This is a genomic window from Nonomuraea sp. NPDC049028 (assembly GCF_043197735.1).
Classification (GTDB): Bacteria; Actinomycetota; Actinomycetes; order Streptosporangiales; family Streptosporangiaceae; genus Nonomuraea.
This window is the reverse complement of record NZ_JBICTR010000003.1, coordinates 610,530-635,631: the sequence shown is the minus strand read 5'-3', so window position 1 is coordinate 635,631 and position 25,102 is coordinate 610,530. Positions and strand designations below refer to the sequence as shown.

The following is a 25,102-nucleotide window of genomic DNA, read 5'->3' as shown; positions in this document are numbered from 1 at the left end:
TTGATCGGCCCTCCTGCCGGGGACGGCCCTCAGCCAACCGGCCCTCTCACTGGGGACAAGCCGTAGCTACCCGGCCCTCCCGCTGGGGATGGGCCGTTGGCTAGCCGGCCGTCCCGGCGGGGGATGGTTGGATGGGGGATATGACGGTTACGACCCCTCCATGCGTGCTGACCGTCGCCGGGTCCGATTCCGGCGGCGGGGCGGGTATTCAGGCCGACCTCAAGACCATGCTCGCCTTGGGCGTCCACGGCATGAGCGTCATCGCCGCGGTCACCGCGCAGAACTCGCTCGGCGTCCAGGGCTACTGGGAGCTGCCGCCCGAGGCCGTACGGGCGCAGCTCGACTCGGTGCTCGGCGACATCGGCGCCCGGTCGGTCAAGACCGGCATGCTGGCCTCACCCGGACTGGTCGAGGTCGTGGCGGCGGCGCTGGGCGCGTACTCGGCGCCGGTGGTGGTCGATCCGGTCGGCGTGTCGAAGCACGGCGACCCGCTGCTCGCGCCCGAGGCCGTCGAGACGGTCAAGACGCGGCTGCTGCCGGTCGCCACCGTCGTCACGCCCAACCTGTGGGAGGTCGAGCAGCTCACCTCGGTCAAGGTCGAGGACGAGGACGGCCTGCGCCGCGCGGCCGACGCCATCCTGGAGCTGGGCCCCGCCTGGGCCCTGATCAAGGGTGGCCACCTGCCCGGCGAGCCCGTGGACCTGCTCACGGACGGCACGAGCGAATATCGCTTCTCCGCGCCACGCCTGGACAACCGGCACACGCACGGCACAGGCTGCACGCTCGCCTCGGCCATCGCCTCCCACCTCGCGCTGGGGGACGACGTGCCGACGGCGGTGGGCAAGGCGAAGGAGTACGTGACGGGCGCCATCGCCAAGGGCTTCCCGCTCGGCGACGGCATCGGCCCGGTCGACCACGCCTGGCGCTGGCGCTGACCCGAGCCATCCCGGACACGGCGAAAGCCCGCCGCTCGGTGTCGAGCAGGCGGGCTTTGGCGAAAGTCGGGACCGGCTAGCGGGTGACCTTGCCGGCCTTGATGCACGAGGTGCACACGTTGAGCTTCTTCGGCGTGCCGCCGATGACCGCGCGGACCGTCTGGATGTTGGGGTTCCAGCGACGGCGGGTGCGGCGGTGCGAGTGGGACACGTTGTTGCCGAAGGTCGGCCCCTTGCGGCAGACATCGCAGACGGAAGCCACGGTATCGCTCCTTAAAACAGTCGATGTAGCCCTGTCCGCGTGATGCTTTCCGGGCGAAGGGCATGCCGGGACAACCGGCCAGCCTGACGAGGATATCCGATCCGCGCCACTGGGCGCGAACCACGAGCACTAGACGGGCTCAAATGCGGAGATATCCTCCTGCATTAACGGTAGCGCATGCGGGGAGGTCGGAGCGCGCAGATGGAGGTTCTCGACCCGCCCGCGGTACGCCGCTGGGCCCGCCTGGCCGCCGACGCTCTGGGCGGCGCCAGAGCGGAGATCGACGCGCTCAACGTGTTCCCGGTCGCGGACGGCGACACCGGCACCAACCTGCACCTGACCGTGCTCTCCGCGGCCGAGGCCGTCGAGGCGCTGCCGGACGACGTGGACGCCGCGGTGATGTGGCAGACGCTCTCCTACGGCGCGCTGATCGGCGCCAGGGGCAACTCGGGGGTCATCGTCAGCCAGGCGCTGCGCGGGCTCGCGGAGGTGCTGAAGGACGGCGCCGACTTACGCGCCGGGCTGCTGCGGGCCGCCACCTTGGCCAGGGAGGCCGTGGCCAGGCCGGTCGAGGGCACCGTGCTGAGCGTGCTGGAGGCGGCGGCACAGGCCGTACAGGAGATGCCCGTACAGGAGGTGCGCAGCCAGGAAGTGCGCGCCCACGAGGTGCCCGGCCAGCAGGATGAGCAGCAGGAAGTGGTCGGCCAGGAAGTGACGGGCGATCTCGCGGCGGTCGCGCGGCGGGCGGCCGGTGCGGCTCGGGCGGCGCTGCGGCGTACGCCCGAGCAGCTGGACGTGCTGGCGCGCAGCGGCGTCGTGGACGCCGGCGGCGCCGGGCTGGCGATCATCCTGGAGTCGCTCGAACGGGTGATCACCGGCTCCTACAGCGACCGCTACGACGTGCCCGCGCCGACCTCACGGATCTCGCCGATGAGCGAGGTGGGGGCCGGCTATGAGGTGATGTACCTGCTCGACGCCGACGACGCCGCGGTGGCCAAGCTGCGCGAGGAGCTCGACGCGATGGGCGACTCGCTCGTAGTGGTCGGTGGCGAGGGCCTGTGGAACGTCCACGTCCACGTCGGCGAGGCGGGCCCCGCGGTCGAGGCGGCGCTGCGCGCGGGGCGGCCGCACCGGATCAGGATCACCTACCTGGCCGAGCGTACGCACCGGGCCAGCGCGGGTCGGGGCGTGGTGGCGGTCGCGGCGGGCGACGGGATCGCGGCGCTGTTCGAGGAGTGCGGCGCGGTGGTGGTGCGCCGCGCCCCCGGCACGCGGCCCACGCTGCCCGCGATGCTGGCCGCCATCCGGGAGGCGGGCGGCGAGGTGGCGGTGCTGCCGAACGACGAGGGCGCCGGGGCGGTGGCGACCGCGGCGGCCGAGGTCGCCCGTGAGGACGGCGTCGTGGTCAGTGTGCTGCCCACCAGGGCCACCGTGCAGGGGCTGGCCGCGCTGGCCGTGCACGATCCGCTGCGCCGCTTCGACGACGACGTGGTGGCCATGACCGACGCGGCCGGGCACACGCGCCACGGGCACCTGGTGGTGGCCGACCGCGAGGCGGTGACGAGCGCGGGCGTGTGCCGTCCCGGTGACGTGCTCGGGCTGATCGACGGCGACGTGTCGGTGATCGGCGGGACGCTCGAGGAGGTGGCCACGCTCGTCGTGGACCGGATGGTGGCGGGCGGCGGCGAACTGGTCACCCTGGTCACGGGGGCCGACGCGCCGGTACGCCTGGCCGCGCACGTCGAAGCCCACCTCAGGGTCATCAGGCCCGACGTGGACCTGGTCGTCTACGACGGAGAGCAGGGCGGTTATCCACTGCTCATCGGTGTCGAATGATTCCTGTCGGCCGCAGGCGGTAGAACATAGTCCCGTGAGCCGTTTCGACGAGCCCCTGACGAAAGCGCTCGACCCCAAGACCGCCAAGCTGCTGCACAGCGTGCTCGGCCTGGAGACGGTCGGCGACCTGCTGCGCCACTACCCGCGCCGCTACGCCGAGCGCGGGGAGCTGACCTCGCTCGACGCGCTGGAGGTCGACGAGCACGTCACCGTGGTCGGCGAGGTCACGAGGCTGATGCGCAAACCCATGCGCAACCGCGGCGGCACCTGGCTGGAGGTCGAGGTCGTCGACGGCGGGCGCAACAAGATCTACCTGTCTTTCTTCGGCAAGGGCTCCCACGTGGCCGAGTCGCGGCTCAAGCCGGGGCGGCGGGGGATGTTCGCCGGGAAGGTGGGCATGTTCGGGTCCAGGACGACGCCGCGGTGGCAGCTGTCGCACCCGGAGTTCGAGCTGTTCGAGGAGGGCGAGGCGAGCGCCGAGGACTTCGCGGCGGCGCCCGTCCCGATCTATCCGGCGGGCAAGGACCTGACGCCATGGGCGATCAGGCGGGCGATCGGCGTGGTGCTCGACACGCTCGGGCCCCTCGACGATCCGCTGCCCGCCGAGCTGCGGGACCGGCGCGGGCTGGAGGGGCTGGGCGAGGCGCTGGAGTCCATCCACCGGCCGAAGGACTTCGCCGACATGCGGCGGGCGCGTGAGCGGCTGAAGTTCGACGAGGCGTTCGTCCTGCAGGCCGTGCTGCTGCAGCGCAGGCAGGCGGCGACCGCGTGGCCCGCCAGGTCCCGGCCCCGGCGGGCCGACGGCCTGCTGGCCGACTTCGACGGGCGGCTGCCGTTCTCGCTCACCGAGGGGCAGGCGCTCGTCGGCGAGGAGATCGCGGCCGACCTGGCGCTGGAGCATCCCATGCACCGGCTGCTGCAGGGCGAGGTGGGCGCGGGCAAGACCGTGGTGGCGCTGCGCGCGATGCTGCAAGTGGTCGACGCGGGTGGCCAGGCGGTGCTGCTGGCGCCCACCGAGGTGCTGGCCCAGCAGCACCACCGCTCGATCAGCGGCATGCTGGGCGACCTCGCGCAGGGCGGCATGTTCGGCGGCACGGCCGTCACCCTGCTCACCGGCTCCATGGGCGCCGCCGCGCGCAGGTCCGCGCTGCTCGACGCCGCCTCCGGCACCGCGGGCATCGTCGTGGGCACGCACGCCCTGCTCCAGGAGCATGTCCAGTTCGCCGATCTGGGGCTGGTCGTGGTCGACGAGCAGCACCGGTTCGGTGTGGAGCAGCGTGACGCGCTGCGCGAGAAGGCCGGCGGCGGCCGTCCGCACGTGCTGGTCATGACCGCCACCCCGATCCCGCGTACGGTGGCCATGACGGTGTTCGGCGACCTGGAGGTCTCGACGCTGTCGCAGCTGCCGTCGGGCCGCGCGCCGATCACCACCCACGTCGTGCCCGCCGCCGAGAAGCCGCACTTCCTGGAGCGCACCTGGGAGCGGGTCCGCGAGGAGGTCGCCCTCGGCAGGCAGGCCTACATCGTCTGCCCGCGCATCGGCGACCTGGAGGGCGACGAGGGGGATCTGCAGGCGCCGCCGTCCGACGACGAGCGGCGCCCGCCGCTGGCCGTCCTCGACGTGGCCGAGCTGCTCTCCAGCGGCCCCTTCCGCGACCTGCGGCTGGGCGTCCTGCACGGCAAGCTCCCGCCGGAGGAGAAGGACGCGATCATGCGCGCGTTCACCCGTGGCGAGCTCGACGTCCTCGTCGCCACCACGGTCATCGAGGTCGGCGTCGACGTGCCCAACTCGTCAGTCATGATCATCATGGACGCCGACCGCTTCGGCGTCTCCCAGCTCCACCAGCTCCGCGGCCGGGTCGGCCGGGGCGGTCTGCCCGGCCTCTGCCTCCTGATCTCGGACTTCCCCGAGGGCACCCCCGCCCGAGCCCGCCTGTCGGCCGTGGCGGCGACCCTCGACGGCTTCGAGCTGTCCCGCGTGGACCTCGAACAACGCCGCGAAGGCGACGTCCTGGGCGCGGCCCAGTCAGGCAAACGCTCGTCCTTGAAGCTGCTCCAGCTCCTGCGCGACGAGGACGTCATAGAGGCGGCCAGAGACGAAGCCGCGGCCCTGCTGGCCGCCGACCCGGACCTGAAGTCCAACGACGCCCTGCGCGCGGAGATAGACCGCCTGCTGGCGGACGAACGGGCCGAATACTTGGAGAAGACCTGATCCAAGGGCAGCTCCGGGCATGAGATGCCACGGAATCGAGTAAGGATCGCACGTAACGGCGCCCGGCTCTGTGCGGGTTCAGCGGCCGTTTTCCTGGAGGCCCCCAGCCACGTATGGCGGGTGGCGGCCAACCCGGCCGTGCCGTAAAAACAAAAAAGCCCTTGATCTTGATGTGGGCCCCAGCCGCGGGGACGGCCTCCCCCCGAATGCCGTCCCCGGCTGGGCCCACCCTCGGGTCAGGTGCCGAGGGAACCGGCGTGCGGAAGGGCTCACGATCACGCCGGTCGGCCTCCAACTGGGTCACCTTGAAGGCCGCAGGACCCATCATGCGAGACCCTCCCCGCGATGGGAATCACCCTTGCGTACTCGAGGCCGACACTTGTCCACTCTTGACCTGCGTCGACATGCGGAACAATGGTCCTCATGACTCGGATCATCGCGGGGAGCGCGGGTGGCAGGCGGCTGGCCGTGCCGCCGGGGCGCGGGACGAGACCGACCAGTGACAGGGCGCGAGAAGGGATCTTCTTGACCCTTGACTCGCTGCACGGGCTGGCGGGCGCCCGGGTGATCGATCTGTACGCGGGGTCGGGGGCCGTCGGGCTGGAGGCGCTGTCCCGGGGGGCCGCCCACGCGGTGCTCGTCGAGTCCGACCCGAAGGCCGTCCGCACGATCAGGGCGAACGTCGAGACGCTGGCGCTCGACGGGGCGCGGGTGGTGGCCGACAAGGTCGAGCGGTTCCTGGCGAAGCCCGAGGAGGAGGGCTTCGACATAGTTTTCGCGGATCCGCCCTATGCCGTCACTGACGACGAGGTCACACGCGTACTGGAGTCACTGCGCGACAACGGCTGGCTGACGGATGGGGCTTTGGTGGCGTTCGAGCGGGAAAGCAGGGGAAAAGCCCTGGTGTGGCCCGAAGGCTACGCAGAGGAGAGGGTCCGTCGCTACGGCGAAGCATCCGTTTGGTACGGTCGCGCCGCCGGGAACCCGTAGACCTGGGGAGGCGTTTTGCGCCGCGTTGTCTGCCCGGGGTCATTCGACCCCATCACCAACGGCCACCTCGACATCATCGGCCGGGCTGCCCGGCTGTACGACGAGGTGACCGTGGCAGTGCTCATCAACCTCGAGAAGAGCGGCCTGTTCACGGTCGACGAGCGGATCGAGGTCCTGCACACCGTGACCAAGGAGTACGCGAACGTCAAGGTGCAGAAATTCCATGGCCTGCTCGTAGACTTCTGCAAGCAGAACGACATCCCCGCGATCGTCAAGGGGATCAGGGTGGTCAGCGACTTCGACTACGAGCTGCAGATGGCACAGCTCAACTACCGGTTGTCGGGGGTCGAGACGCTGTTCATGCCGACCAACCCCGAATACTCCTTCCTGTCCTCCAGCAGGGTCAAGGAGATCGCCCGATACGGTGGTGACGTGTCCGGACTGGTGCCTGACCTGGTGCACGAGCTCCTCATCGAGCGGCTCAGGAGCTGACACCGACCTGCTATCCTTTGATTTCGGCCTTGTACGACGGCGACATTTCGCCATGCCTAGCGAGAGCAGATGACTCAGCACCTCGACCCCCGCTCCCCTTGGGTGATCTCCACTCACGACCTGGGTAGGCGACCGGGCTCGATGAAGCGGATGACCCTGTCCCTCCCGGCACCGGTGGATCTCGGCGTCGACATGATCGGTGTCCCCAAGGACGCCGAAGTCGAGCTGGATCTCCGGCTCGAAGCAGTGATGGAAGGCGTGCTCGTCTCGGGCACGGCGCAGGCCCCGCTCGCCGGGGAGTGCGCGCGGTGCCTCGACCCGGTCACCTCGGAGATCGAGGTCGACCTGCAGGAGCTGTTCTTCTACTCCGACGAGGACGCCTCGGAGGAGGATTCACTGCTCGACGGCGAGCTGCTCGACCTCGAGCCGACGTTCCGCGACGCGGCGGTGCTCGCACTGCCGCTGAGCCCCGTCTGCGGTGAAGACTGCGCGGGTCTCTGCACGGAATGCGGGGTCAAGCTGGCCGAGGCCGGCGACGATCACCGGCACGAGAAGATCGACGCTCGCTGGGCGTCGTTGCAAGGTCTGGTTACCGAGAACGATAACGATCAGGAGAAGTGACGTGGCCGTCCCGAAGCGAAAGATGTCGCGGAGCAACACCCGCGCCCGTCGCTCCCAGTGGAAGACGACTGCTGTCGCCCTGGTGAGCTGCCCGCAGTGCCGTTCGCCGAAGCAGCCGCACATCGCGTGCCCCACCTGCGGCACCTACAACCGCCGCCAGGTGATCGAGCCGTCCGCCTGATCGCACCACCTGGTGAGCGGACCATGACCGCTCGAAGGGTTGACGCACTGCCGACCGGGTGCCATTGTGCCCCGGTCGGCGTTACCGTCTGACGCGTGCGGTGGCGGTTCGCCCGCGGCCGTGGTGGACGCCGGGGTTTGATCCCCCCGACGCCCACCACGTTTTCGGGCATCTTCCGCAGCCGTCGCGCCATGTGAAGATGTCCGAGGAGGAAGCACGTGGGCACAGGTCCTAAGCCGGTGGCCGTCGAGGTCGCCCGAGAAGAGCTGGAGCGGGTGCTGCTGGTCGGCCTCGGCTCCGACATCCTGGAGCGGGCGCTGACCCACCGCTCCTACGCGTACGAGAACGGTGGCCTGCCCACCAACGAGCGCCTGGAGTTCCTCGGCGACTCGGTGCTCGGCCTCGTCGTGACCGACACCCTCTACCGCAACCACCCCGACCTGCCCGAAGGCCAGCTGGCCAAGCTGCGGGCCGCGGTGGTCAACATGCGTGCCCTGGCCGATGTGGCCCGCACGCTCGGCCTGGGCCGGTTCCTGCGGCTCGGCAGGGGCGAAGAGGGCACCGGCGGCCGCGACAAGTCCTCGATCCTGGCCGACACGCTGGAGGCGCTGATCGGCGCCGTCTACGTCGACAAGGGTCTCGACGAGGCGTTCCGGGTCGTGCACCTGCTGTTCGACCCGCTGATCGTCCGCTCGGCCTCGCTGGGCGCCGGCCTCGACTGGAAGACCTCGCTGCAGGAGCTCACCGCCTCAGAGGCGCTCGGCGTGCCCGAATACCACGTCGAGGAGAGCGGCCCCGACCACGCCAAGTCGTTCACCGCCGAAGTGCGGGTGGGCGGCGAGTCCTACGGCGCGGGCACCGGCCGCAGCAAGAAGGAAGCCGAGCAGCAGGCGGCCGAGGCGGCGTGGACCCGCATCAGGGCCCGCCGCGAGCAGCGCGAGAGCCAGCCGGCGGGCTAGGTGCCAGAGCTGCCGGAGGTCGAGGTCGTCCGCCGCGGCCTCGCCGAATGGGTCACCGGCCGGGAGATCGCCTCAGCCGAGGTGCTCCATCCCCGTGCCACCAGGCGGCATGTGCCGGGCGTCGAGGAGTTCTGCGCGCGTCTGAGAGGCCGTACGGTGCTCTCCGCGGAGCGCCGCGGCAAATACCTGTGGCTTCCGCTCTCGGGCGACGACGAGGCGCTCCTGGCGCACCTGGGCATGAGCGGTCAGCTGCTCATCGTGCCGCCCGACTCGCCGCTGGAGAAGCATCTACGCGTACGCCTCAGCTTCGCCGACGGCGGCTCCGACCTCCGCTTCGTGGACCAGCGGACTTTCGGCCACGTCATGCTCACCCCCCTGGTCGAGGGCATCCCCGCGCCGATCGCGCACATAGCCCCCGACCCGTTCGAGAAGGCGTTCGACGAGGCCGCCTTCGCCACGAACCTGCGCAAGAAGAAGACCGAGATCAAACGGGCCCTGCTCGACCAGTCCTTGATCAGCGGAGTCGGCAACATCTACGCCGACGAGGCGCTCTGGCTGGCGAAACTCCACTGGGCCCGGCCCACCCAGACGCTCACCCGCCCCAAGATCGCCGAGCTGCTGGCCGCGGTCCGCCAGGTCATGGGCGCCGCCCTCCTGCAAGGCGGGACATCCTTCGACAGCCTGTACGTCAACGTCAACGGGGAGAGCGGCTACTTCGAGCGCTCCCTGGAGGTCTACGGCCGGCGCGACCAGCCCTGCTCCCGCTGCGGCACCCCGATCAGGCGCGACCCGTTCATGAACCGCTCGTCCTACAGCTGCCCGACCTGCCAGCGCAAGCCTCGCTGAGCGGAGTCCTGCGGAGGACCGTGTGGTGGCCTGGGTTCGGCTTGCGTAAAGGAAAAAGGGGGATCCCATGGTGCGGTTGACGGTGTGGGTGCGGGGGCGAGTGCAGGGCGTGGGCTTCCGATGGTGGACGCGCGCACGGGCTCTGGAGCTCGGACTCACGGGCTGGGCGAGGAACGCGACTGACGGCCGGGTGGAGATAGTGGCGGAAGGCACACAAGAGTCCTGCGTCAAGCTGCTGGAGCTGCTCAGAGGTTGCGACACGCCGGGCAGAGTCGATGGAGTGGTGGAACGATGGAGCGAAGCCCGAGGTAGTTTGGTGGGGTTTGTGGAGAGGTAAGGGGTTTCGTTAAACAGCTCAAATAGGGTATAGTTGTATGTCGGGAGTGCCCGAGGGAAGGTCTATGCGGTTCGTTCGACTTGACCGCCCACACTGCCGGTGCGACTCTTGTTAGGTACCACGCGCACCCCTCCCGCAGAATAAGAAGTGCGCGAACCAGTCTGGTCACTCAGCGTGGAGGACCCTTTACCATGGCGAAGGCTCTACTCGGCCACGTCGGCGGTCCTGACCCTCGAATGGTCTCGGAGATGCGCCGTCTGCAACAGCGGATCCGGGATTTGGAGGCAGAACTCATCCGACTCCAGGCCACGAATGACGCTCTTGCGGCGCAAACCCGCGACGAGGCGCTCAGCCGTATGCAAGAGCGCGAGCCGGCACTCACCTAAGAGTGTCCGGAGCGCACGACACCCCAGGGACGTCTCGAAGAGGCGTCCCTTGTTATTTGCATATTCCCTAGAGTTTTGTGCCTCCTTTACCAGACCGGCGCGGCCTCGACCGCACCCGCCCTCGTAGGGCAGGGAAGACCAGTAGGCTTTCCCGAAGTCGGTTCTCGCAGAAGGGGGCGTGGTCTTGCACCTGAAGACCCTCACCCTGCGCGGCTTCAAGTCGTTCGCCTCCGCGACCGCCCTCCGCTTCGAGCCCGGCATCACCTGCGTGGTGGGCCCCAACGGCTCCGGCAAGTCCAACGTCGTCGACGCCCTGGCCTGGGTCATGGGCGAGCACAGCGCCAAGTCGCTGCGCGGCGGCAAGATGGAAGATGTCATCTTCGCCGGCACCTCCTCCAGGCCGCCGCTCGGCCGCGCCGAGGTGACGTTGACCATCGACAACTCCGACGGCGCGCTCTCGATCGACTACACCGAGGTCACGATCAGCCGCCTGATGTTCAGGTCGGGCCAGAGCGAATACGCGATCAACGGCGACACCTGCCGCCTGCTTGACATCCAGGAGCTGCTGTCCGACTCGGGCATCGGCCGTGAGATGCACGTCATCGTCGGTCAGGGCCAGCTCGACGCCGTGCTCCACGCGGGCCCCGAAGACCGGCGCGCCTTCATCGAAGAGGCCGCGGGCGTACTCAAGCACCGCAAACGCAAGGAGAAGGCGCTCCGCAAGCTCGACGCCATGCAGGCCAACCTCACCCGCGTCCAGGACCTCGCCACCGAGCTGCGCCGCCAGCTCAAGCCGCTCGGCCGCCAGGCGGAGATCGCCCGCAAGGCCGCCGTCATCCAGGCGGACCTGCGCGACGCGCGGCTGCGCCTGCTGGCCGACGACGTGTGCGTGCTACGCGACACGCTGGAGCGCGAGGCGGCCGACGAGGCGGCGATCCTGGCCCGGCGCACCAGGGTAGAGTCCGAGCTGGCCGAGGGCCAGCAGCGGGAGGCCGCTCTGGAGAGCGCCGAGGCCGAGGCCCAGCCCCGGCTGAGCGCCGCCCAGGAGACCTACTTCCGGCTCTCCTCCCTGCGCGAACGCATCACCGGCCTCGAACAACTGGCCGCCGAACGGCACCGCCACGCGCTCGACGCGGCCGCCATCGAGCGGCGCGGACGCGATCCGGAGGAGCTCGAACGCGAGGCGGCCGAGGTACGCGAGCACGAGCTGATCCTCCGGGCGGAGCTTGAGCAGGCCCAGGACCTGCTGGAAGAGGCGGTCCAGCGGCGTGCCGAGTCCGAGGCCGAGCTGAGCGCCGAGGAGCAGCGGCTCGCGATGGCCTCGCGGGCCGCCGCCGACCGGCGCGAGGGCCTGGCCAAACTGCGCGGCCAGGTCGATTCCGTACGCAGCAGGGCCCGTGCCGCCGAAGACGAGATCGGCCGCCTCACCCGCGCCGTGACCGAGGCCGCCGGACGTGAGCGCCAAGCCCGCGAGGACCTGGAGGCGCGGCGGCTGGAGGAGCCCGCCGTCGACCCGGCGCTGGCCGCGGAACTGGTCACCGCGCAGTCGCTGGTCGACGAGGCCAAGGCGGCGGCCGACGAGGCCCGCGCGGCGGTCGAGCAGGCCAAGTCCGCGCTCGACGCGCCGCGAGCGGCCCTTCAGTCCGCCCGGTCGGGCATCGGCACGGCCCGCGCCACCGACCAGGAGGCCCAGCGGTCCGTGGCCGCTCTCCGGGCCCGCTGCGAGGCCCTGGAGCTCGGCTTGGCCAAGGGCGACGGCGGGGCGGCCCTCCTTGAGACCGACCTGGCCGGGGTGCTCGGTCCGCTGGCGGCCTCGATGCAGGTAACACCGGGCGCCGAGCCGGCGGTCGCGGCCGTGCTCGGGCCGATCGCCGACGCGATCGCCGTCAAGACGGTGGACACCGCGATCGGCGCCCTCGAACTGCTCCGCGTCAAGGAGGCGGGCCAGGCGACCCTCCTGGTGGCGGGTTCCGGCGGACAGGTCGCCGACCAGGTACGCGCGGCCGCGCCTGAGGGGAGTCGCTGGGTCGCCGCGCTGGTGACGGTGCCCGGACACCTCAGGGCCGCCCTCGACCATGTGCTGGCCGGCGTCGTCGTCGTGGACGACCTCGAGGCCGCCCGCGCGATCGTGGCCGCCCATCCCGAGCTGCGGGCCGTGACCAAAGGCGGCGACCTCGTCGGCGCCCATCTGGCCAGCGGCGGCTCCGAGGGCGGCACCTCGGTGCTGCAGGTGCGGGCGGCGCTCGACGACGCCGTCGCGGACCTGGAGGAGGCCGAGGGCAGGGCCGAGGAGACTGCCGCCGCCCTGGAGGAGGCCGCGGCCGCCGAGCAGGCCGCGCAGCTGGCCCTGGAGTCGGCCCAGAGCCAGGTCAACGAGGCACAGACCGCCGCGGGCACCGCCCAGGCCGGGGTCAACGCCGCCCAGGGCGCGCTCGACCAGGTCAGAGCCAGGCAGCGGGAGGCCGACCAGCGCAACGCCGCGGCGGCCAAGCGGCTGGCCCAGCTCGAAGCCGCCGCCGACGCAGCGCGCGCCGAGGCCCAGCGCCTAGCCAAGAGCGTCACGACGGCTGAGGAGTCCCGCGCCGAGGGGCTGGAGGAGCTGGCCGAGCTGGAGATCCGGCTGGCCGAGGCCGAATACGCGCAGGAGCTGGAGACCGAGCCGACCACCGAGGTCCGCGACGAGCTGGCCGCCACCTGCCAGGTCGCCAGGCAGCGCGAAATGGAGACCCGCCTGCAGGTCCGCACCGCGGAGGAGCGGGTCAAGGGCATCGAGGGCCGGGCCGACGGCCTGATCAGGGCGGCCCAGCGCGAGCGCCACGAACGCGCCGAGGCCGCCGCTCAGCGGGCTAGGCGCAGACGGCAGGCCGCGGTGGCCGAGGCCGTGAGCAGCGGCGCCAAGCAGGTGCTCACGGTCCTGGCGACGTCCATCCAGCTCGCCGCCCGCGAACGCGACGAGGCCGACCTGGCCCGCGTCGCGATCGACGCCGAGCTCAAGCAGGTCCGCCTGCACGTACGCGAGCTGGGCCAGGAGCTCGACAAGCTGGTCAACCGGGTCCACGGCAGCGCGGTCGCCCGCACCGAGCAGCGGCTCCGCCTCGAACAGCTCCAGCAGCGCGCCCTGGAGGAGTTCGGCGTCGAGCCCGAGTCGCTGATCTCCGAGTACGGCCCGGAGGCCCCGGTCCCCGGCGACCCGCCCGTCCCCTACGTACGGGAGGAGCAGGAGAAGCGGGCCAAGATCGCCGAGAAGCAGATGAACCAGCTCGGCAAGGTCAACCCGCTGGCCCTGGAGGAGTTCGCGGCGCTGGAGGAGCGGCACGCCTTCCTCAACTCGCAGCTCGAAGACCTCAAGAAGACCCGGCGCGACCTGCTGCTGGTGGTCAAGGAGGTCGACGACCGGGTGGAGCAGATGTTCTCCTCCGCCTACGAGGACGTGGCGCGGGAGTTCGAGCAGATCTTCACCAGGGTGTTCCCCGGTGGCGACGGCCGCCTGGTGCTGACCGAGCCCGGCGACATGCTGACCACCGGCATCGAGGTCGAGGCCCGGCCGCCCGGCAAGAAGGTCAAGCGGCTGTCGCTGCTGTCGGGCGGGGAGCGGTCGCTGACCGCGGTGGCGTTCCTGATCTCCATCTTCAAGGCGCGGCCCTCCCCGTTCTACGTGATGGACGAGGTGGAGGCGGCCCTCGACGACACCAACACGCAGCGGCTGCTGCGGCTCTTCGAGGAGCTGCGGCAGAGCTCCCAGCTGATCGTCATCACCCACAACAAGCGGACGATGGAGATCGCCGACGCCCTCTACGGCGTGTCGATGCGCGGCGACGGCGTCACCCAGGTGGTCAGCCAGCGACTCCGGGAGCGCGAGTCCGCCTGACATCGGCCTGATCGTCCGGGCCCCGATCGGGCCGGTCCGCGCGGCGCGGGTCATCAGCATGCCGGTCCATCTGGAAAACTGACCTGTTGTGGATGGTTACCTCGGCGTCATCGTGATCGTGGTCGTCGTCGCCCTGCTGGCGGCCGGCGGCCTTTTCCTGCTCTTCAGGCCCGGTGGCAAGGGCGCGCCGCCGGTCGAACCGCCCCAGATGCCCCAGGCGCCCACGCTCCCCGAGCAGCGTCCGGCGCCCAGCGCGGAGGAGGGTGAGGGGGGAGGGGCGACCACCACGCTCCCGCCGCCCGCGCAACCCGCTGTCGTCACGCCCGAGATCGAGGTGCCGCCGCCGTCCGCCGGCCGGATGGTGCGGCTGCGCTCCCGGCTGGCCCGCTCGCAGAGCACGCTCGGGCGCGGCCTGCTGGAGCTGTTGTCCCGCGACCGCCTCGACGACGAGGTCTGGGACGAGATCGAGGAGAGCCTGATCACCGCCGACGTCGGCGTGGCGCCGACGCGCGCCATGGTCGAGGAGCTGCGGACGAAGGTCAAGGTGCTCGGCAGCCGCACCCCCGAGGAGGTGCGCAAGCTGCTCCGGGAGCAGCTGCTCGCCCAGATCAACCCCGATCTGGACCGTACGCTGCACGTCCAGAAGCACGGCGAGCGGCCCGCCGTCGTGCTGGTCGTCGGCGTCAACGGCACCGGCAAGACCACCACCACGGGCAAGCTGGCTCGCGCGCTGATCGGCGACGGCAAGAAGGTCGTGCTCGGCGCGGCGGACACGTTCCGGGCCGCCGCCACCGACCAGCTCCAGACCTGGGGAGATCGGGTCGGCGCCGATGTCGTACGCGGGCCGGAGGGCGGCGATCCCGCCTCTGTCGCCTTCGACGCTACGGCCAAGGGCATCGAGGAGAAGGCCGACGTCGTCATCATCGACACCGCCGGCCGCCTGCACACCAAGACCGGCCTCATGGACGAGCTGGGCAAGGTCAAGCGGGTCATCGAGAAGAAGGCCACGGTCGACGAGGTGCTCCTCGTCCTCGATGCCACCACCGGCCAGAACGGGATGCGGCAGGCTCAGGTGTTCGCCGAGGTCGTCAACATCACCGGCATCGCGCTGACCAAGCTCGATGGCACGGCCAAGGGCGGCATCGTCATCTCGGTCCAGCGGGAGCTGGGGGTTCCGGTCAAGCTGGCGGGGCTCGGCGAGGGTCCCGACGACCTGGCGCCTTTTGATCCCGAGGTGTTCGTGGACGCCATTCTCGGCGACGACAATTCCAAGTAAATCGGGATATGAGGATGTGCGGCGGGTTGCGTGCCGACCGGCCGTCAGGGAGGCGTGCCGCCAGGGGGTTCAGGCGTGAGTGCCCTCAGCGGTGTGTGCCGATGGGGATGACGAGTGGCGTGCCTGCCACCGGGTCGGCGATGATCTTGGCGTCCAGTTCGAACACCTCCCGCAGCAGGTCCTCCGTCAGCACCTCATGCGGGTCGCCCGCGGCCACCACGCGGCCCTCCCGCATGGCCACCAGCCGGTCGGTGTAGCGGGCCGCCAGGTTGAGGTCGTGCAGGACCATGACGATGGTCCGGCCCGCCGCCCCGTGCAGGTGCCGTACCAGCTCCAGGACCTCCACCTGGTGCGCCAGGTCCAGGAACGTGGTCGGTTCGTCGAGCAGCAGCAGGTCGGTGCCCTGAGCCAGCGCCATGGAGATCCAGGCCCGCTGACGTTGCCCGCCTGAGAGTTCGTCCAGGGGGCGTTCGGCGAGGTCCGCCAGGCCGGTCATGGCCAGCGCCTCGTCCACGGCCGACTCGTCGTCCGACGACCACTGCCGGTACCAGGTCTGGTGCGGGTGCCTGCCCCTGGCGACCAGGTCGGCGACCGTCAGCCCTTCCGGCGCGGTGGGCGCCTGCGGCAGTACGCCGAGGATCTTGGCCACCTCGCGGGTGGGGGTCCGGTCGATGCGCTTGCCGTCGAGCAGCACCTCGCCGCCCTGCGGCCGGAGCAGCCGGCCGAGCGCGCGCAGCAGGGTGGATTTGCCGCAGCCGTTGGGGCCGATGATCGTGGTGACCGTGCCCGCCTCGATGCCGAGGTCGAGCCCATCGACGATGGTGCGATCGCCGTACCCGAGCTTGACGTCGACGGCCTGGAGCCTCATTTGCGCGCCTTCCAGATCAAGTGGATCAGGTACGGGGCGCCGAGGACCGCGGTCACGACGCCGACGGGCAGTTCGATCGGGGAGAAGACGGTACGCGCGATCAGGTCGGCCGCGGCGGTCAGCACGGCGCCGACCACCGCCGACGACAACAGCGGCGGCTGGCCGTAGCGGGTCAGCCGGAGCGCGACCTGCGGCGCGGCCAGCGCGACGAACGCGATCGGGCCCGCCGAGGCCGTGGCGACGGCGGCTAGGAGCACCGCGGCGAGGATCATCAGCGCGCGCGCCGGGTTCATGCGCAGGCCGAGTGCGGTGACCGTGTCGTCGCCGAAGCGCAGCGCGTCGAGCGAGCGGGTGCCGAGCAGCGTCAGCGGCACGAGTACGGCCAGCGCGAGCGCCACGGGCAGCACGTGCTCCCAACCCCGGCCATTGAGCGAGCCGCTGATCCAGACCATGGCCCGGCCGGTGTCGTTGACGTCGCCGACGGTCAGCAGCCAGTACTTGACGTTGGTGAACACCGCGGCCACGCCGATGCCGACCAGGACCAGCCGGTAGCCGTCGAGCCCGCGCCGCCAGGCCAGCGCGTACACGATCACGGCTCCCGCCAGGCCGCCCACCAGGGCCAGCAGGGGGATGCCGAGGGTCGAGAGCAGCCCGCTGACCCCGCCGTACGCGCTGCCGCTGGCCACCACCCCGGCCACGACCGTGACGGAGGCGCCGGTGGTGACACCGAGGATCTCGGGGCTGGCCAGCGGGTTGCGCGCGATGGACTGGATGATCGCGCCGGACAGCGCCAGCGCCGCGCCCACCAGGGCGCCGGTCAGGGCGCGCGGCAGGCGAAGCTCCATGATCACGAAGTGTTCGGCGCTGTTGACGTCGAACGTGCCGCCCAGCACCTGGGACAGGCTCATCGGGATGTCGCCGATGCGCATGTTCAGGGCCATGAGCAGGCCGAGGAGCGCCAGGCCGCCCAGCGTGAGGGCGACGGCGCGCGGCCGTACCCGCCAGGACAGGCCCGCCACCCGCAGCGGGATCGTCGTCATCACGGCCCAACCGGTCTTCCTGAGCGGGGTCGTCGTCACAGCCGCACCGGCTTTCTGCGGCGGACCAGGACGACGAAGAAGGGGGCGCCGAGCAGCGCGAGCACCACACCGACCTCCAGCTCGCCCGGCGGGGCGACCACGCGGCCGATCACGTCCGCGAGCAGCAGCAGCGCGGCGCCGACCAGCCCGGAGTACGGCAGCAACCACCGATGGTCGGTGCCGGACAGCGGGCGGACCAGGTGCGGCACGATCAGCCCGACGAACGCCAGCGACCCGCAGGCGGCCACCGAGGCGCCGGTGAGGAGGGTGACGGCGGCGACACCGACGGTGCGGGTGAGGGCGATGTTCTGGCCGAGGCCGCGGGCAACGTCCTCACCCAGGGCCAGCGCGTTCAGCCCCGGGGCGTTGACCATCGCCAGCACCAGGCCGGCCAGGATGAACGGCAGCACCTGCCAGACCACCTCGGAGCCCCGGGCGGCGATGGAGCCGGCCTGCCAGAACCTGAACACGTCCATCGCCTGCTCGTCCAGGAGCACGATGGCCGAGGTCAGCGCGTACAGGAAGGCGCTCACGGCGGTGCCCGCCAGGGCGAGCGTGACCGGCGTCGGGCCGCCGCGCCCGCCGACCATGCCGAGCGCGAAGACGCCGACGCTGGCGATCAGCGCGCCGGCCAGGCCGAACCAGACGTAGGCGAGCAGGCTGGAGGCGCCCAGCAGGATGATCGAGGCGACCATCGCGAACGCCGCCCCCTGCGTCACGCCGAGCAACCCTGGGTCGGCGAGCGGGTTGCGGGTGTGGCCCTGCATGAGCGCGCCCGCGACGCCCAACGCTAACCCGGCCAGTACGCCGAGCACGGTCCTGGGGACGCGTAGCGAGCGGATGACGATGTCGTTCTCGGTGCCGGTCGGGGCGGTGAGCGCGTGCCAGGCGTCGGCCGGCGGTACGGACTTGGCGCCGATCGTGATGCTCAGCACCACGCCGATCACGACGGCCCCGAGCAGAGCCAGGAGAACCGTGAGCCGCCGATGCTGAACGCCGTGCGGCCGCGGCGTCACAGCCGTAACGGTCACGCTGGTTTCCTTTCCTGCCAATTTGCCGCACTCCGTGCGGCGGGCTCGGTCGTCCGATGCCGTCGTCTTCCTCCGTCGCTCTGGTCGCTTCGCTCCCGACGCTCCCTCTCCTGTTTGCCTGACCTTGGTGAAGTATGCCAGGTTAGGCAGGGCTAACCTTAATTAGGGTTACCTAACATTTGCTGGGAAGGGATCAGATGAGACCGTTGCGCGCTCTGGTGGGGGTCGTATTCGTGGCGGTGCTCGCCGCCTGTGGTTCTTCGACTCCGGCTGCGCAGAAGCCGGCGGAGCCGTTCCGTACCGTCAAGCACGCGATGGGTGAGACCAAGATCCCGGCGCAGCCCAAGCGGGTGGTGGCCCTGGACCAGAGCTTCGTCGACGCGGTGCTGACACTGCGGACGCCGGTGGTCGGCTACACCACATACCGGTCCATCGACACGAAACTACCCGATTACCTGGGCTCCGTCGCCGCCGAGTACGGCAAGGAGGCCACCCCGGTCGGCACCCTGGAGCAGCCCAGCCTGGAGAAGATCATCGCGCTCAAGCCCGACCTGATCGTCTCGGCCAAGGTCCGCCATGAGGCCCTCTACGACAAGCTGTCCAAGATCGCCCCGACTGTCTTCAGCGAGACCACCGGTGCCATCTGGAAGGACAACATTCGGCTCATGGGGCAGGCCCTGGGTCAGGAGCAGCTCGCCGATACGACGATCAAGTCGTACGAGGAGCGCGCCACGAAGATCGGCACTGCGATCAAGGAGAAGGACGGGAAGCTGCCCACCATCTCCATCGTCAGGTTCGCCGGTGAGCCGACGACGCGGCTGTACGTCGAGAACTCCTACTCGGGTGTCGTGATGAAGGACGTCGGCTTCCCGCGCCCGGAGGGCCAGCCCACCAAGCAGGACGCGATCGTGGTGGACGTGAGCCAGGAGCGCATCGGGGACCTGGACGCGGATCACCTGTTTGTCGCGACATATCCGGATCCGTCGTCTGAGGGGCCCAAGGAGAAGTTCGTGGGCAACCCGCTGTGGGGGAAGCTCAAGGGTGAGAAGCACGAGGTCAGTGACCTGACCTGGATGAGCGCGGTCGGCATCCAGGGCGCCCATGCGATCCTCGACGACGTGGCGAAGCTCTTCGCCGTCGATCCCGCCAGAACCACGTCCTAGCCCGCCAGAACCCGTCCTAGCCGGCCAGAACCACTTCCGGGGCCGATCCGGCCGGCGCCTCTTCCTGAGTCGATCCGGCCGGAACCGCTTCCTGAGCCGATCCGGCCGGAGCCGCTTTCTGGTCGGCCGTGACCAGGTCAGCCCGCGGACAGGAACGTACGCAGGTCTGCCAGGTGGGGTGTGAGGTCCAGGCCCTGGGCGGTGAGCCAGTCCTGGTCGCAGTAGGTGCCCCGGTAGCGCTCGCCCCCGTCGCAGATCAGGGTGACGATGCTGCCCTGGGCGCCGGACTGGCGCATCTCGCGGATCAGGTCCACGCAGGCGGCCATGTTCGTGCCGGTGGAGCCGCCCACGTCGCGGCCCGTCACCTCGTGGACCCAGTGCATCGCGGCGATCGAGCGGGCGTCCGGAACGGTGATCATGCGGTCGATGACCATCGGCTGGAACGAGGGCTCCACCCTCGGCCGGCCGATGCCCTCGATGCGGGAGCCCCGCGCGGTGACGGACGTGTCGCCCGACACCCAGCTCGGATAGAAGGCGGAGCCCTCCGGGTCGGCCACCGCGAGACGCGTGGGATGGCGGCGGTAGCGGATGTAGCGGCCGATCGTCGAGGAGGTGCCGCCGGTGCCCGCGCCCACCACGATCCAGGTGGGCTCCGGGTGGGGCTCCATGGACATCTGCGAGTAGATCGACTCGGCGATGTTGTTGTTGCCCCGCCAGTCCGTGGCCCGCTCGGCGTAGGTGAACTGGTCCATGAAGTGGCCGTTCGTCTCGGCCGCCAGGCGGTAGGACTCGTCATAGATGGTGCCGGGGTCGTCGACCAGGTGACACTTGCCGCCGTAGAACTCGATCAGCGCGATCTTCTCCGGTGACGTGGACGCGGGCATCACCGCGATGAAGGCCAGACCGAGGAGCCGGGCGAAATATGCCTCGCTGACCGCCGTCGAGCCGCTCGACGCCTCCACGACCGTGGTGGCCGGCCCGATCCAGCCGTTGGCCAGGCCGTACAGGAAGAGAGATCGAGCAAGTCGGTGTTTGAGTGAACCAGTGGGGTGGACTGACTCGTCTTTCAAGTAGAGGTTTATGCCCCAGTGCGAGGGAAGCGGGAAGACGTGGAGGTGCGTATCACAGCTCCGGTTGGCGTCGGCTTCGACCTTACGAATCGCCTCCGTCACCCACAGTCGCGTCTCCATGTCATGCCGATCCACGAAATCCATGGTCTATACGCTATCCCATGTGACTCTGACCACATTAAGTGCGAAATTGGGGGTATAGTGTTATGCTAATGAGACTGGTCCCGCCGTGGACGTGATGACGCACGCCGCGAGCAGGTGGACCTTTAACCTCTCTGACCTGGCGGAACCGTTAACGCGGCCCTTACGTGCCGATTGCGAAACTGGTACCGAGGCCAGCGGCTTGGCCGAGATGGGGGATAGCGCAAGGGGGAATGATTTGATCACCATGACCGATGAACAGCGACAAGACTGGTTCGAGCGCGACGTCGTGCCCGTGACGTCGCAGCTGTTCGCCTCCGCCATGCGCCTGACCCGCAACTCCGCCGACGCAGAGGACCTGGTCCAGGAGACCGTGGCCAAGGCGTATACCTCGTACCACCAGTTCCGTGAGGGCACCAACCTGAAGGCCTGGCTGCACCGGATCCTCACCAACAACTTCATCAACGACTACCGCAAGAAGCAGCGCTCGCCCAAGCTGGCCGCCGCCGAGGAGATCGAGGACTGGCAGCTGCACGCCGCCGAGTCGCACAGCTCCACCGGCCTGAAGTCGGCCGAGACCGAGGCGATCGAACGGCTGCCCGACAACGTCGTGATGAACGCGCTGCGCTCCCTGCCGGAGGACTTCCGCGTCGCCGTCTACCTGGCCGACGTCGAGGGGTTCGCCTACAAGGAGATCGCCGAGCGCATGGGCACGCCGATCGGCACGGTCATGTCCCGGCTGCACCGGGGCCGCCGCCAGCTGCGCGGCATGCTGGAGGGCTACGCCCGCGAAGAGGGCGCCCTGCGCGTGCCGGCCCAGAGCGCCGCATAGCAGCCCAACCCCTATACCCAGGTGCCGTCTAGCCGTCCAACCCCATATGGAGCCGTACGCGGAGTGTTCCGTTCTCGGCGCGTAGGTCGACGTAGTCGCAGAGCTGTCGGCTGATCCAGAGCCCGTATCCTCTAGGGGATTCGGGCTCAGGTGGTATATAGCCCGGTAAAGGGTCATCGAGCGCGCCGCCCGGGTCGGCGATCTCGCAGATCATCTCCCCTCCGCTCACCCACATCTTGATCATGCCGTGGCCGGCGCCGTGCTCGACGCTGTTCGCGGCGATCTCGGAGACGCTGAGGACCAGGGAGCCGATGAGGTTCACGTCCATCCCCGCGGCGCTGGCGTAGTCGCGTACCGTGTGCCTGAGCCCCTTGATCTCCCGCGCGGTGAAACTGACCGTCGCCACCCGCCCGCTCGGCGCGGGCAGCGGCTCCAGGTCGCCGTTCAGTACGAGCTCGTGCGGCCGGACGAAGCCCGTGCTGACCGTCTCGCCGGTGGCGTCCAGCAGCAGGGGATGGATCGCCGGTTGATACTCCAGCACCGCCGCCGGGGTGGTTCGCGGGTTGTAGAGGCACAGCGCGACCGCTTTGGCGTCCTCCAGGGCGGCGTTCAGCACCGATTCGTACCGGATCCACTCGCGGGTCTCGCGCTCGCCACGCTCGGGCCAGGGAATCTCGCCGATGACGAGCGTGCGCCGCCCCCGGGTGTACTCGTGGTAGGCGGCCAGGGTCCGGGGCGGGTGGATGTACCAGGTGCGGGAGTCTCTGCGGTCGATCTGCCGGGCTTCGTCGCCCAGCGCCTCGTCGAGCAGCCGGAGCTTGTCCGCCGAGGTCGCCACGATGACCCGCCTGTCGTGGGCGAGGGCCGCGCGCACGCGCGGCACGGTCAGCCTCAGGAAGGCGGCATTCGAGTCGTACGACACCGCAACGTGCTTGAACGACTCGTGGTCTGGACGAGCCCGATCAGGGCGCACGGCCGAAACGTAGCAAGCGCTTGCAATCTGCGCAACGGCTGCGGTCAGCACCGCGCCGGACGGCCGAATTGACGCGCCAAGCGACCGCAACTGTCGCGCAGAGACCTCACACGACCTCGCACCAAGCGACTGGAGAGACCTCACGCGAGCCGTGCCAAGCGGCCGCGGAGACCCCGGGCGAAGCGCAGCCGCGTCAGGCGACCGCGATGAGCGCCACCGCGCCGAGCGCGCACGCGACGCCCGCCACCTGGATCGCGTGCAGCCGCTCGCCCAGCACCCGCCTGGCCAGCAGTAGCGTGCTCGCCGGATAGAGGGACACCAGCACCGCCACCAGGCTCAGCAGGCCCTGCTGCTTGGCCTCCAGGTACAGGACGTTGGCCAGCATGTCGAGCACGCCCGCCAAGAGGATGATGTGCAGCGACCGGCCGCTCGGCTTCAGCGTGCGCCGCGTCGCCACCGCGAGGGCCACCACCAGCGCCACCGAGGACAGTCTGGCCCCCACCAGGGGCCACAGCCCGCCGTCGGCGGGAGCCAGGGCGAGCAGGATGAAGAAGCCGCCGAACCCGGCGCCCGCGGACAGTGCGATGAGCACCGAGCCGATCGAGCCGCTCTTGGCGGCGGAGCGATCCTGGCTGACCAGGAGTACGGAGCCGAGGGCCAGCACCACCCCGACCAGCGCCACGGGCTCGGGGCGCTCGCCGGTCGCCAGGCCGTACATGACAGGGAGTGCCGCAGACGTGACCGCGGTCGTGGGCGCCACCACCGACATGACGCCGACGGCGAGCGCCCGGTAGAAGAGCACCAGCCCGGCGGCGCCCGCCACGCCCGCGCCCAGCCCCCAGAGCAGCGCCGCGTCGCTGAACACGCCCGGAAGCAGCGGCAGCAGGACGAGGATCACGGCCAGGCCGGAGAGCTGCGAGAGCGCCACGACCGAGAACACCCGCGATCGGCGGGTGGCCAGGCCGCCGAAGAAGTCGGCCGTGCCGTAGACCACCGCGCTGGCCGTCGCGAGGATCACCGTGAGCATGCTCCACCGTCCAGTTCATCAGAGTGTACTGCTAGTACAACTCATTAGAGTACAACACAGTGCAAATCGCCTTCACTACACTGCACTGCATGGAGGATCCGGAGACGATCACGCAGGCCATCGCCAACAACGTGCGCGCTCAGCGCGCGCACCGCGGGCTCACCCTCGACGCGCTGGCCGCCAGATCGGGAGTGAGCAGAGGCATGCTGGTCCAGGTCGAGCAGGCCCGGACGAACCCCAGCGTCTCCACGCTCACCCGGATCGCCTCCGCGCTGGGCGTGACCGTGGCCAGGCTGGTGGAGGTCTCCGACGTGCCGGTGGTGCGGATCGTCGAGAAGGCCGACGTGGTCACGTTCGACCAGGGCGAGGTGCAGGCGAAGCTACTGGTCGGGGCCGATACGCCGATGATCCTCGAGCTGTGGGACTGGCGGCTGCCGCCCGGCCGGCACCACGACGGCGACGCCCACCCGCCGGGCACCCGCGAGATGCTGACGGTCCTGGAAGGCGAGCTGACACTCACGGTGTACGGCAGGAGCCACGTGATCAAGGCCGACTCCGCCGTGCTCTTCACCGCCGACAGACCCCATCGCTACGCCAACCAGGGATCCGAGGAGCTCCGGCTGGTGATGGTGGTCGCCGAGCCCAGAGAGGCGCCTGACCAATAACGTCGAACAACCTCTGGATCACCTTCTGGAGTTTCATCTGAATGGTGACGCGGAAACCCGGTCCTCCAGGGCCGGGAGGAAGCGCCACCCTTCTTTCGAAAACGGCATGGAAAGGCTCGGTGACGTTAGGTAATATGTGCGGTGGGTGATGGCGCTGTGACAGGAGGTGCGCGATGGCGATCCGCCACTCCGCCACCAAACGCCACGGCCTGCCCATGGTCGTGCGGTTGCGGCTCACGCCTACCCCGGTCCAGGCTGAGGCGCCGGCGGCGGCGGTGTCGCTGTGGACCCCCACCGGCCGCGTCACCGTGCCCTACACTGGCCGGCCGGAAGACCTCAAAGCCGTGGACACGCTGCCGGTCGCCGGCAACGGCCACGTCCGCACGCTGCGGGAGCGGCGGCACCGGCAACGCTGCCGCATGCAGAAGAAGGGGACTTCTGCGGCGCGGCGGGTGCCGCGCCGTCTGTCCGGGCGTGAGCACCGGATGATGACCGACCTCAACCACCAAATCTCGAAGTTTGTGGTGCGTGAAGCCGAACGCACCGGCCGTGGCGTCGCCTTGGAGGACCTTCAGGGCATCCGCGATACAGCATGTCCTTGACGGCTGATGCCGGATGGTGGGTACATCCCGGTGTGTGCGACGTAACGTCAGCTGGGGGTGGCGCGTGACCGAAGGGCGCACGGCGACGGAGAAGCTCCACGCGGAGCTGCACGGTCTCGGTGTCACCAGCGCCTACGAGGTGGGCGACGACGCCACCCTATCGGTGTGGATCGGCCTGGTCGTGCATTACCGAGACGGGTTTTACCGCTGGCAGGAAGGGCCCGTGAAACGTCGGCATTTGGGTACGGATCCGGTTGGATGTGCCATACGAGTGGCGCGTCGATACACCGAACTGCAGGCCGATATCCCACTCTGGTGGGAGGACCTGGCCAAGGAGCTGCGGGGTAACCCGGTACAGGAATATCCGTAAACCCCGCTCTCAGGGGGGCGGCATGCGGGGCTGGGCGGTATCTCTGGCATTGCTCGTCTTCGTGGCGGGATGCGGGACCC

At 70.0% G+C, this 25,102-nt stretch carries 25 protein-coding genes; 18 read left to right on the top strand and 7 right to left on the bottom strand.

Annotated features, from left to right (window positions below; all coding sequences use genetic code 11):
- Window positions 1-131: 131 nt before the first annotated feature.
- The gene (gene thiD / locus ACGFJ2_RS13885; protein WP_393467904.1) at window positions 132-935 is read left to right on the top strand and encodes a bifunctional hydroxymethylpyrimidine kinase/phosphomethylpyrimidine kinase; all 804 of its coding nucleotides are present in this window, start codon (window positions 132-134) and stop codon (window positions 933-935) included.
- Window positions 936-1,011: 76 nt separating this feature from the next.
- Here thiD and rpmB read toward each other — a convergent pair whose 3' ends face one another.
- Window positions 1,012-1,197 (bottom strand): 50S ribosomal protein L28, encoded by a 186-nt coding sequence (gene rpmB, locus ACGFJ2_RS13880; protein WP_049556934.1) that lies wholly within the window; start codon window positions 1,195-1,197, stop codon window positions 1,012-1,014.
- 201 nt (window positions 1,198-1,398) lie between these two features.
- Here rpmB and ACGFJ2_RS13875 point away from each other — a divergent pair, with 201 nt between their 5' ends.
- The 12 genes from ACGFJ2_RS13875 (at window position 1,399) to ftsY (ending at window position 15,201) form a co-directional block, all read left to right on the top strand.
- The gene (locus tag ACGFJ2_RS13875; protein WP_393467901.1) at window positions 1,399-3,033 is read left to right on the top strand and encodes a DAK2 domain-containing protein; all 1,635 of its coding nucleotides are present in this window, start codon (window positions 1,399-1,401) and stop codon (window positions 3,031-3,033) included.
- Window positions 3,034-3,067: 34 nt separating this feature from the next.
- Window positions 3,068-5,245 (top strand): ATP-dependent DNA helicase RecG, encoded by a 2,178-nt coding sequence (gene recG / locus ACGFJ2_RS13870; protein WP_358178394.1) that lies wholly within the window; start codon window positions 3,068-3,070, stop codon window positions 5,243-5,245.
- Between the two features lie 423 nt (window positions 5,246-5,668).
- Window positions 5,669-6,235 (top strand): 16S rRNA (guanine(966)-N(2))-methyltransferase RsmD, encoded by a 567-nt coding sequence (gene rsmD, locus ACGFJ2_RS13865; protein WP_358178392.1) that lies wholly within the window; start codon window positions 5,669-5,671, stop codon window positions 6,233-6,235.
- A gap of 15 nt (window positions 6,236-6,250) precedes the next feature.
- A complete protein-coding gene (gene coaD, locus ACGFJ2_RS13860) occupies window positions 6,251-6,727 on the top strand; it encodes a pantetheine-phosphate adenylyltransferase (protein ID WP_219530151.1) in 477 nt (158 codons plus the stop codon).
- A 174-nt stretch (window positions 6,728-6,901) separates the two neighbouring features.
- Window positions 6,902-7,348, top strand: coding sequence for a YceD family protein (locus ACGFJ2_RS13855; RefSeq protein WP_357950450.1), 447 nt, complete (start codon window positions 6,902-6,904; stop codon window positions 7,346-7,348).
- Between the two features lies 1 nt (window position 7,349).
- Complete coding sequence (rpmF, locus tag ACGFJ2_RS13850) at window positions 7,350-7,529, top strand: 50S ribosomal protein L32 (protein ID WP_033409409.1); 180 nt, start codon at window positions 7,350-7,352, stop codon at window positions 7,527-7,529.
- Between the two features lie 239 nt (window positions 7,530-7,768).
- Window positions 7,769-8,488 (top strand): ribonuclease III, encoded by a 720-nt coding sequence (gene rnc, locus ACGFJ2_RS13845; RefSeq protein ID WP_357950763.1) that lies wholly within the window; start codon window positions 7,769-7,771, stop codon window positions 8,486-8,488.
- A complete protein-coding gene (gene mutM / locus ACGFJ2_RS13840) occupies window positions 8,489-9,334 on the top strand; it encodes a bifunctional DNA-formamidopyrimidine glycosylase/DNA-(apurinic or apyrimidinic site) lyase (protein ID WP_357950453.1) in 846 nt (281 codons plus the stop codon). It abuts the gene before it with no gap.
- Between the two features lie 67 nt (window positions 9,335-9,401).
- Window positions 9,402-9,671, top strand: a complete 270-nt coding sequence (locus ACGFJ2_RS13835) for an acylphosphatase (protein ID WP_357950456.1) — start codon at window positions 9,402-9,404, stop codon at window positions 9,669-9,671.
- Between the two features lie 191 nt (window positions 9,672-9,862).
- Window positions 9,863-10,057, top strand: a complete 195-nt coding sequence (locus tag ACGFJ2_RS13830) for a hypothetical protein (RefSeq protein ID WP_090938435.1) — start codon at window positions 9,863-9,865, stop codon at window positions 10,055-10,057.
- 184 nt (window positions 10,058-10,241) lie between these two features.
- Window positions 10,242-13,925, top strand: a complete 3,684-nt coding sequence (smc, locus tag ACGFJ2_RS13825; protein ID WP_393468530.1) for a chromosome segregation protein SMC — start codon at window positions 10,242-10,244, stop codon at window positions 13,923-13,925.
- 88 nt (window positions 13,926-14,013) lie between these two features.
- A complete protein-coding gene (gene ftsY, locus ACGFJ2_RS13820) occupies window positions 14,014-15,201 on the top strand; it encodes a signal recognition particle-docking protein FtsY (protein WP_357950458.1) in 1,188 nt (395 codons plus the stop codon).
- 85 nt (window positions 15,202-15,286) lie between these two features.
- On the opposite strand, the gene ACGFJ2_RS13815 is transcribed toward ftsY, so the two are convergent.
- The 3 genes from ACGFJ2_RS13815 to ACGFJ2_RS13805 are packed head-to-tail and all read right to left on the bottom strand — an operon-like array spanning window position 15,287 to window position 18,179.
- On the bottom strand, window positions 15,287-16,069 hold the full coding sequence (locus tag ACGFJ2_RS13815; RefSeq protein ID WP_357950460.1) for an ABC transporter ATP-binding protein: 783 nt from the start codon (window positions 16,067-16,069) through the stop codon (window positions 15,287-15,289).
- Window positions 16,066-17,148, bottom strand: a complete 1,083-nt coding sequence (locus ACGFJ2_RS13810) for a FecCD family ABC transporter permease (protein ID WP_393467896.1) — start codon at window positions 17,146-17,148, stop codon at window positions 16,066-16,068. The genes ACGFJ2_RS13815 and ACGFJ2_RS13810 overlap by 4 nt, the downstream gene beginning before the upstream one ends.
- On the bottom strand, window positions 17,145-18,179 hold the full coding sequence (locus ACGFJ2_RS13805) for a FecCD family ABC transporter permease (protein ID WP_393467893.1): 1,035 nt from the start codon (window positions 18,177-18,179) through the stop codon (window positions 17,145-17,147). The genes ACGFJ2_RS13810 and ACGFJ2_RS13805 overlap by 4 nt, the downstream gene beginning before the upstream one ends.
- A gap of 197 nt (window positions 18,180-18,376) precedes the next feature.
- On the opposite strand from ACGFJ2_RS13805, the gene ACGFJ2_RS13800 reads away from it, so the two are divergent.
- Window positions 18,377-19,342 carry an ABC transporter substrate-binding protein gene (locus tag ACGFJ2_RS13800; protein ID WP_393467891.1) on the top strand — a complete coding sequence of 322 codons (966 nt, stop codon included), beginning with the start codon at window positions 18,377-18,379 and terminating at the stop codon, window positions 19,340-19,342.
- 137 nt (window positions 19,343-19,479) lie between these two features.
- Here the strand turns inward: ACGFJ2_RS13800 and ACGFJ2_RS13795 are convergent, their stop codons facing one another.
- The gene (locus ACGFJ2_RS13795) at window positions 19,480-20,556 is read right to left on the bottom strand and encodes a PLP-dependent cysteine synthase family protein (protein ID WP_393467888.1); all 1,077 of its coding nucleotides are present in this window, start codon (window positions 20,554-20,556) and stop codon (window positions 19,480-19,482) included.
- A 244-nt stretch (window positions 20,557-20,800) separates the two neighbouring features.
- Here ACGFJ2_RS13795 and ACGFJ2_RS13790 point away from each other — a divergent pair, with 244 nt between their 5' ends.
- A complete protein-coding gene (locus ACGFJ2_RS13790) occupies window positions 20,801-21,385 on the top strand; it encodes a sigma-70 family RNA polymerase sigma factor (RefSeq protein ID WP_225291958.1) in 585 nt (194 codons plus the stop codon).
- A gap of 28 nt (window positions 21,386-21,413) precedes the next feature.
- Here the strand turns inward: ACGFJ2_RS13790 and ACGFJ2_RS13785 are convergent, their stop codons facing one another.
- Window positions 21,414-22,358, bottom strand: coding sequence for an anti-sigma factor RsbA family regulatory protein (locus tag ACGFJ2_RS13785; protein ID WP_393467886.1), 945 nt, complete (start codon window positions 22,356-22,358; stop codon window positions 21,414-21,416).
- A 193-nt stretch (window positions 22,359-22,551) separates the two neighbouring features.
- The gene (locus ACGFJ2_RS13780) at window positions 22,552-23,385 is read right to left on the bottom strand and encodes an EamA family transporter (protein WP_393467883.1); all 834 of its coding nucleotides are present in this window, start codon (window positions 23,383-23,385) and stop codon (window positions 22,552-22,554) included.
- A gap of 89 nt (window positions 23,386-23,474) precedes the next feature.
- Here ACGFJ2_RS13780 and ACGFJ2_RS13775 point away from each other — a divergent pair, with 89 nt between their 5' ends.
- The 3 genes from ACGFJ2_RS13775 to ACGFJ2_RS13765 all read left to right on the top strand — a co-directional run bounded on the left by ACGFJ2_RS13775 (window position 23,475) and on the right by ACGFJ2_RS13765 (window position 25,022).
- Complete coding sequence (locus ACGFJ2_RS13775) at window positions 23,475-24,050, top strand: XRE family transcriptional regulator (protein ID WP_357950478.1); 576 nt, start codon at window positions 23,475-23,477, stop codon at window positions 24,048-24,050.
- 173 nt (window positions 24,051-24,223) lie between these two features.
- Entirely contained in the window at window positions 24,224-24,652 is a 429-nt protein-coding gene (locus ACGFJ2_RS13770; protein ID WP_357950481.1) for a hypothetical protein, read from the top strand.
- Window positions 24,653-24,716: 64 nt separating this feature from the next.
- A complete protein-coding gene (locus ACGFJ2_RS13765; protein WP_357950483.1) occupies window positions 24,717-25,022 on the top strand; it encodes a hypothetical protein in 306 nt (101 codons plus the stop codon).
- Window positions 25,023-25,102: the final 80 nt, after the last annotated feature.

Coding starts and splice junctions, on each gene's coding strand:
- thiD (WP_393467904.1), top strand. CDS start 132: ATGGGGGATATGACGGTTACGACCCCTCCATGCGTGCTGACCGTCGCC.
- ACGFJ2_RS13875 (WP_393467901.1), top strand. CDS start 1,399: ATGGAGGTTCTCGACCCGCCCGCGGTACGCCGCTGGGCCCGCCTGGCC.
- rsmD (WP_358178392.1), top strand. CDS start 5,669: ATGACTCGGATCATCGCGGGGAGCGCGGGTGGCAGGCGGCTGGCCGTG.
- ACGFJ2_RS13835 (WP_357950456.1), top strand. CDS start 9,402: ATGGTGCGGTTGACGGTGTGGGTGCGGGGGCGAGTGCAGGGCGTGGGC.
- ACGFJ2_RS13830 (WP_090938435.1), top strand. CDS start 9,863: ATGGCGAAGGCTCTACTCGGCCACGTCGGCGGTCCTGACCCTCGAATG.
- ACGFJ2_RS13815 (WP_357950460.1), bottom strand. CDS start 16,069: ATGAGGCTCCAGGCCGTCGACGTCAAGCTCGGGTACGGCGATCGCACC.
- ACGFJ2_RS13800 (WP_393467891.1), top strand. CDS start 18,377: ATGAGACCGTTGCGCGCTCTGGTGGGGGTCGTATTCGTGGCGGTGCTC.
- ACGFJ2_RS13795 (WP_393467888.1), bottom strand. CDS start 20,556: ATGGATTTCGTGGATCGGCATGACATGGAGACGCGACTGTGGGTGACG.
- ACGFJ2_RS13790 (WP_225291958.1), top strand. CDS start 20,801: ATGACCGATGAACAGCGACAAGACTGGTTCGAGCGCGACGTCGTGCCC.
- ACGFJ2_RS13780 (WP_393467883.1), bottom strand. CDS start 23,385: ATGCTCACGGTGATCCTCGCGACGGCCAGCGCGGTGGTCTACGGCACG.
- ACGFJ2_RS13775 (WP_357950478.1), top strand. CDS start 23,475: ATGGAGGATCCGGAGACGATCACGCAGGCCATCGCCAACAACGTGCGC.
- ACGFJ2_RS13770 (WP_357950481.1), top strand. CDS start 24,224: ATGGCGATCCGCCACTCCGCCACCAAACGCCACGGCCTGCCCATGGTC.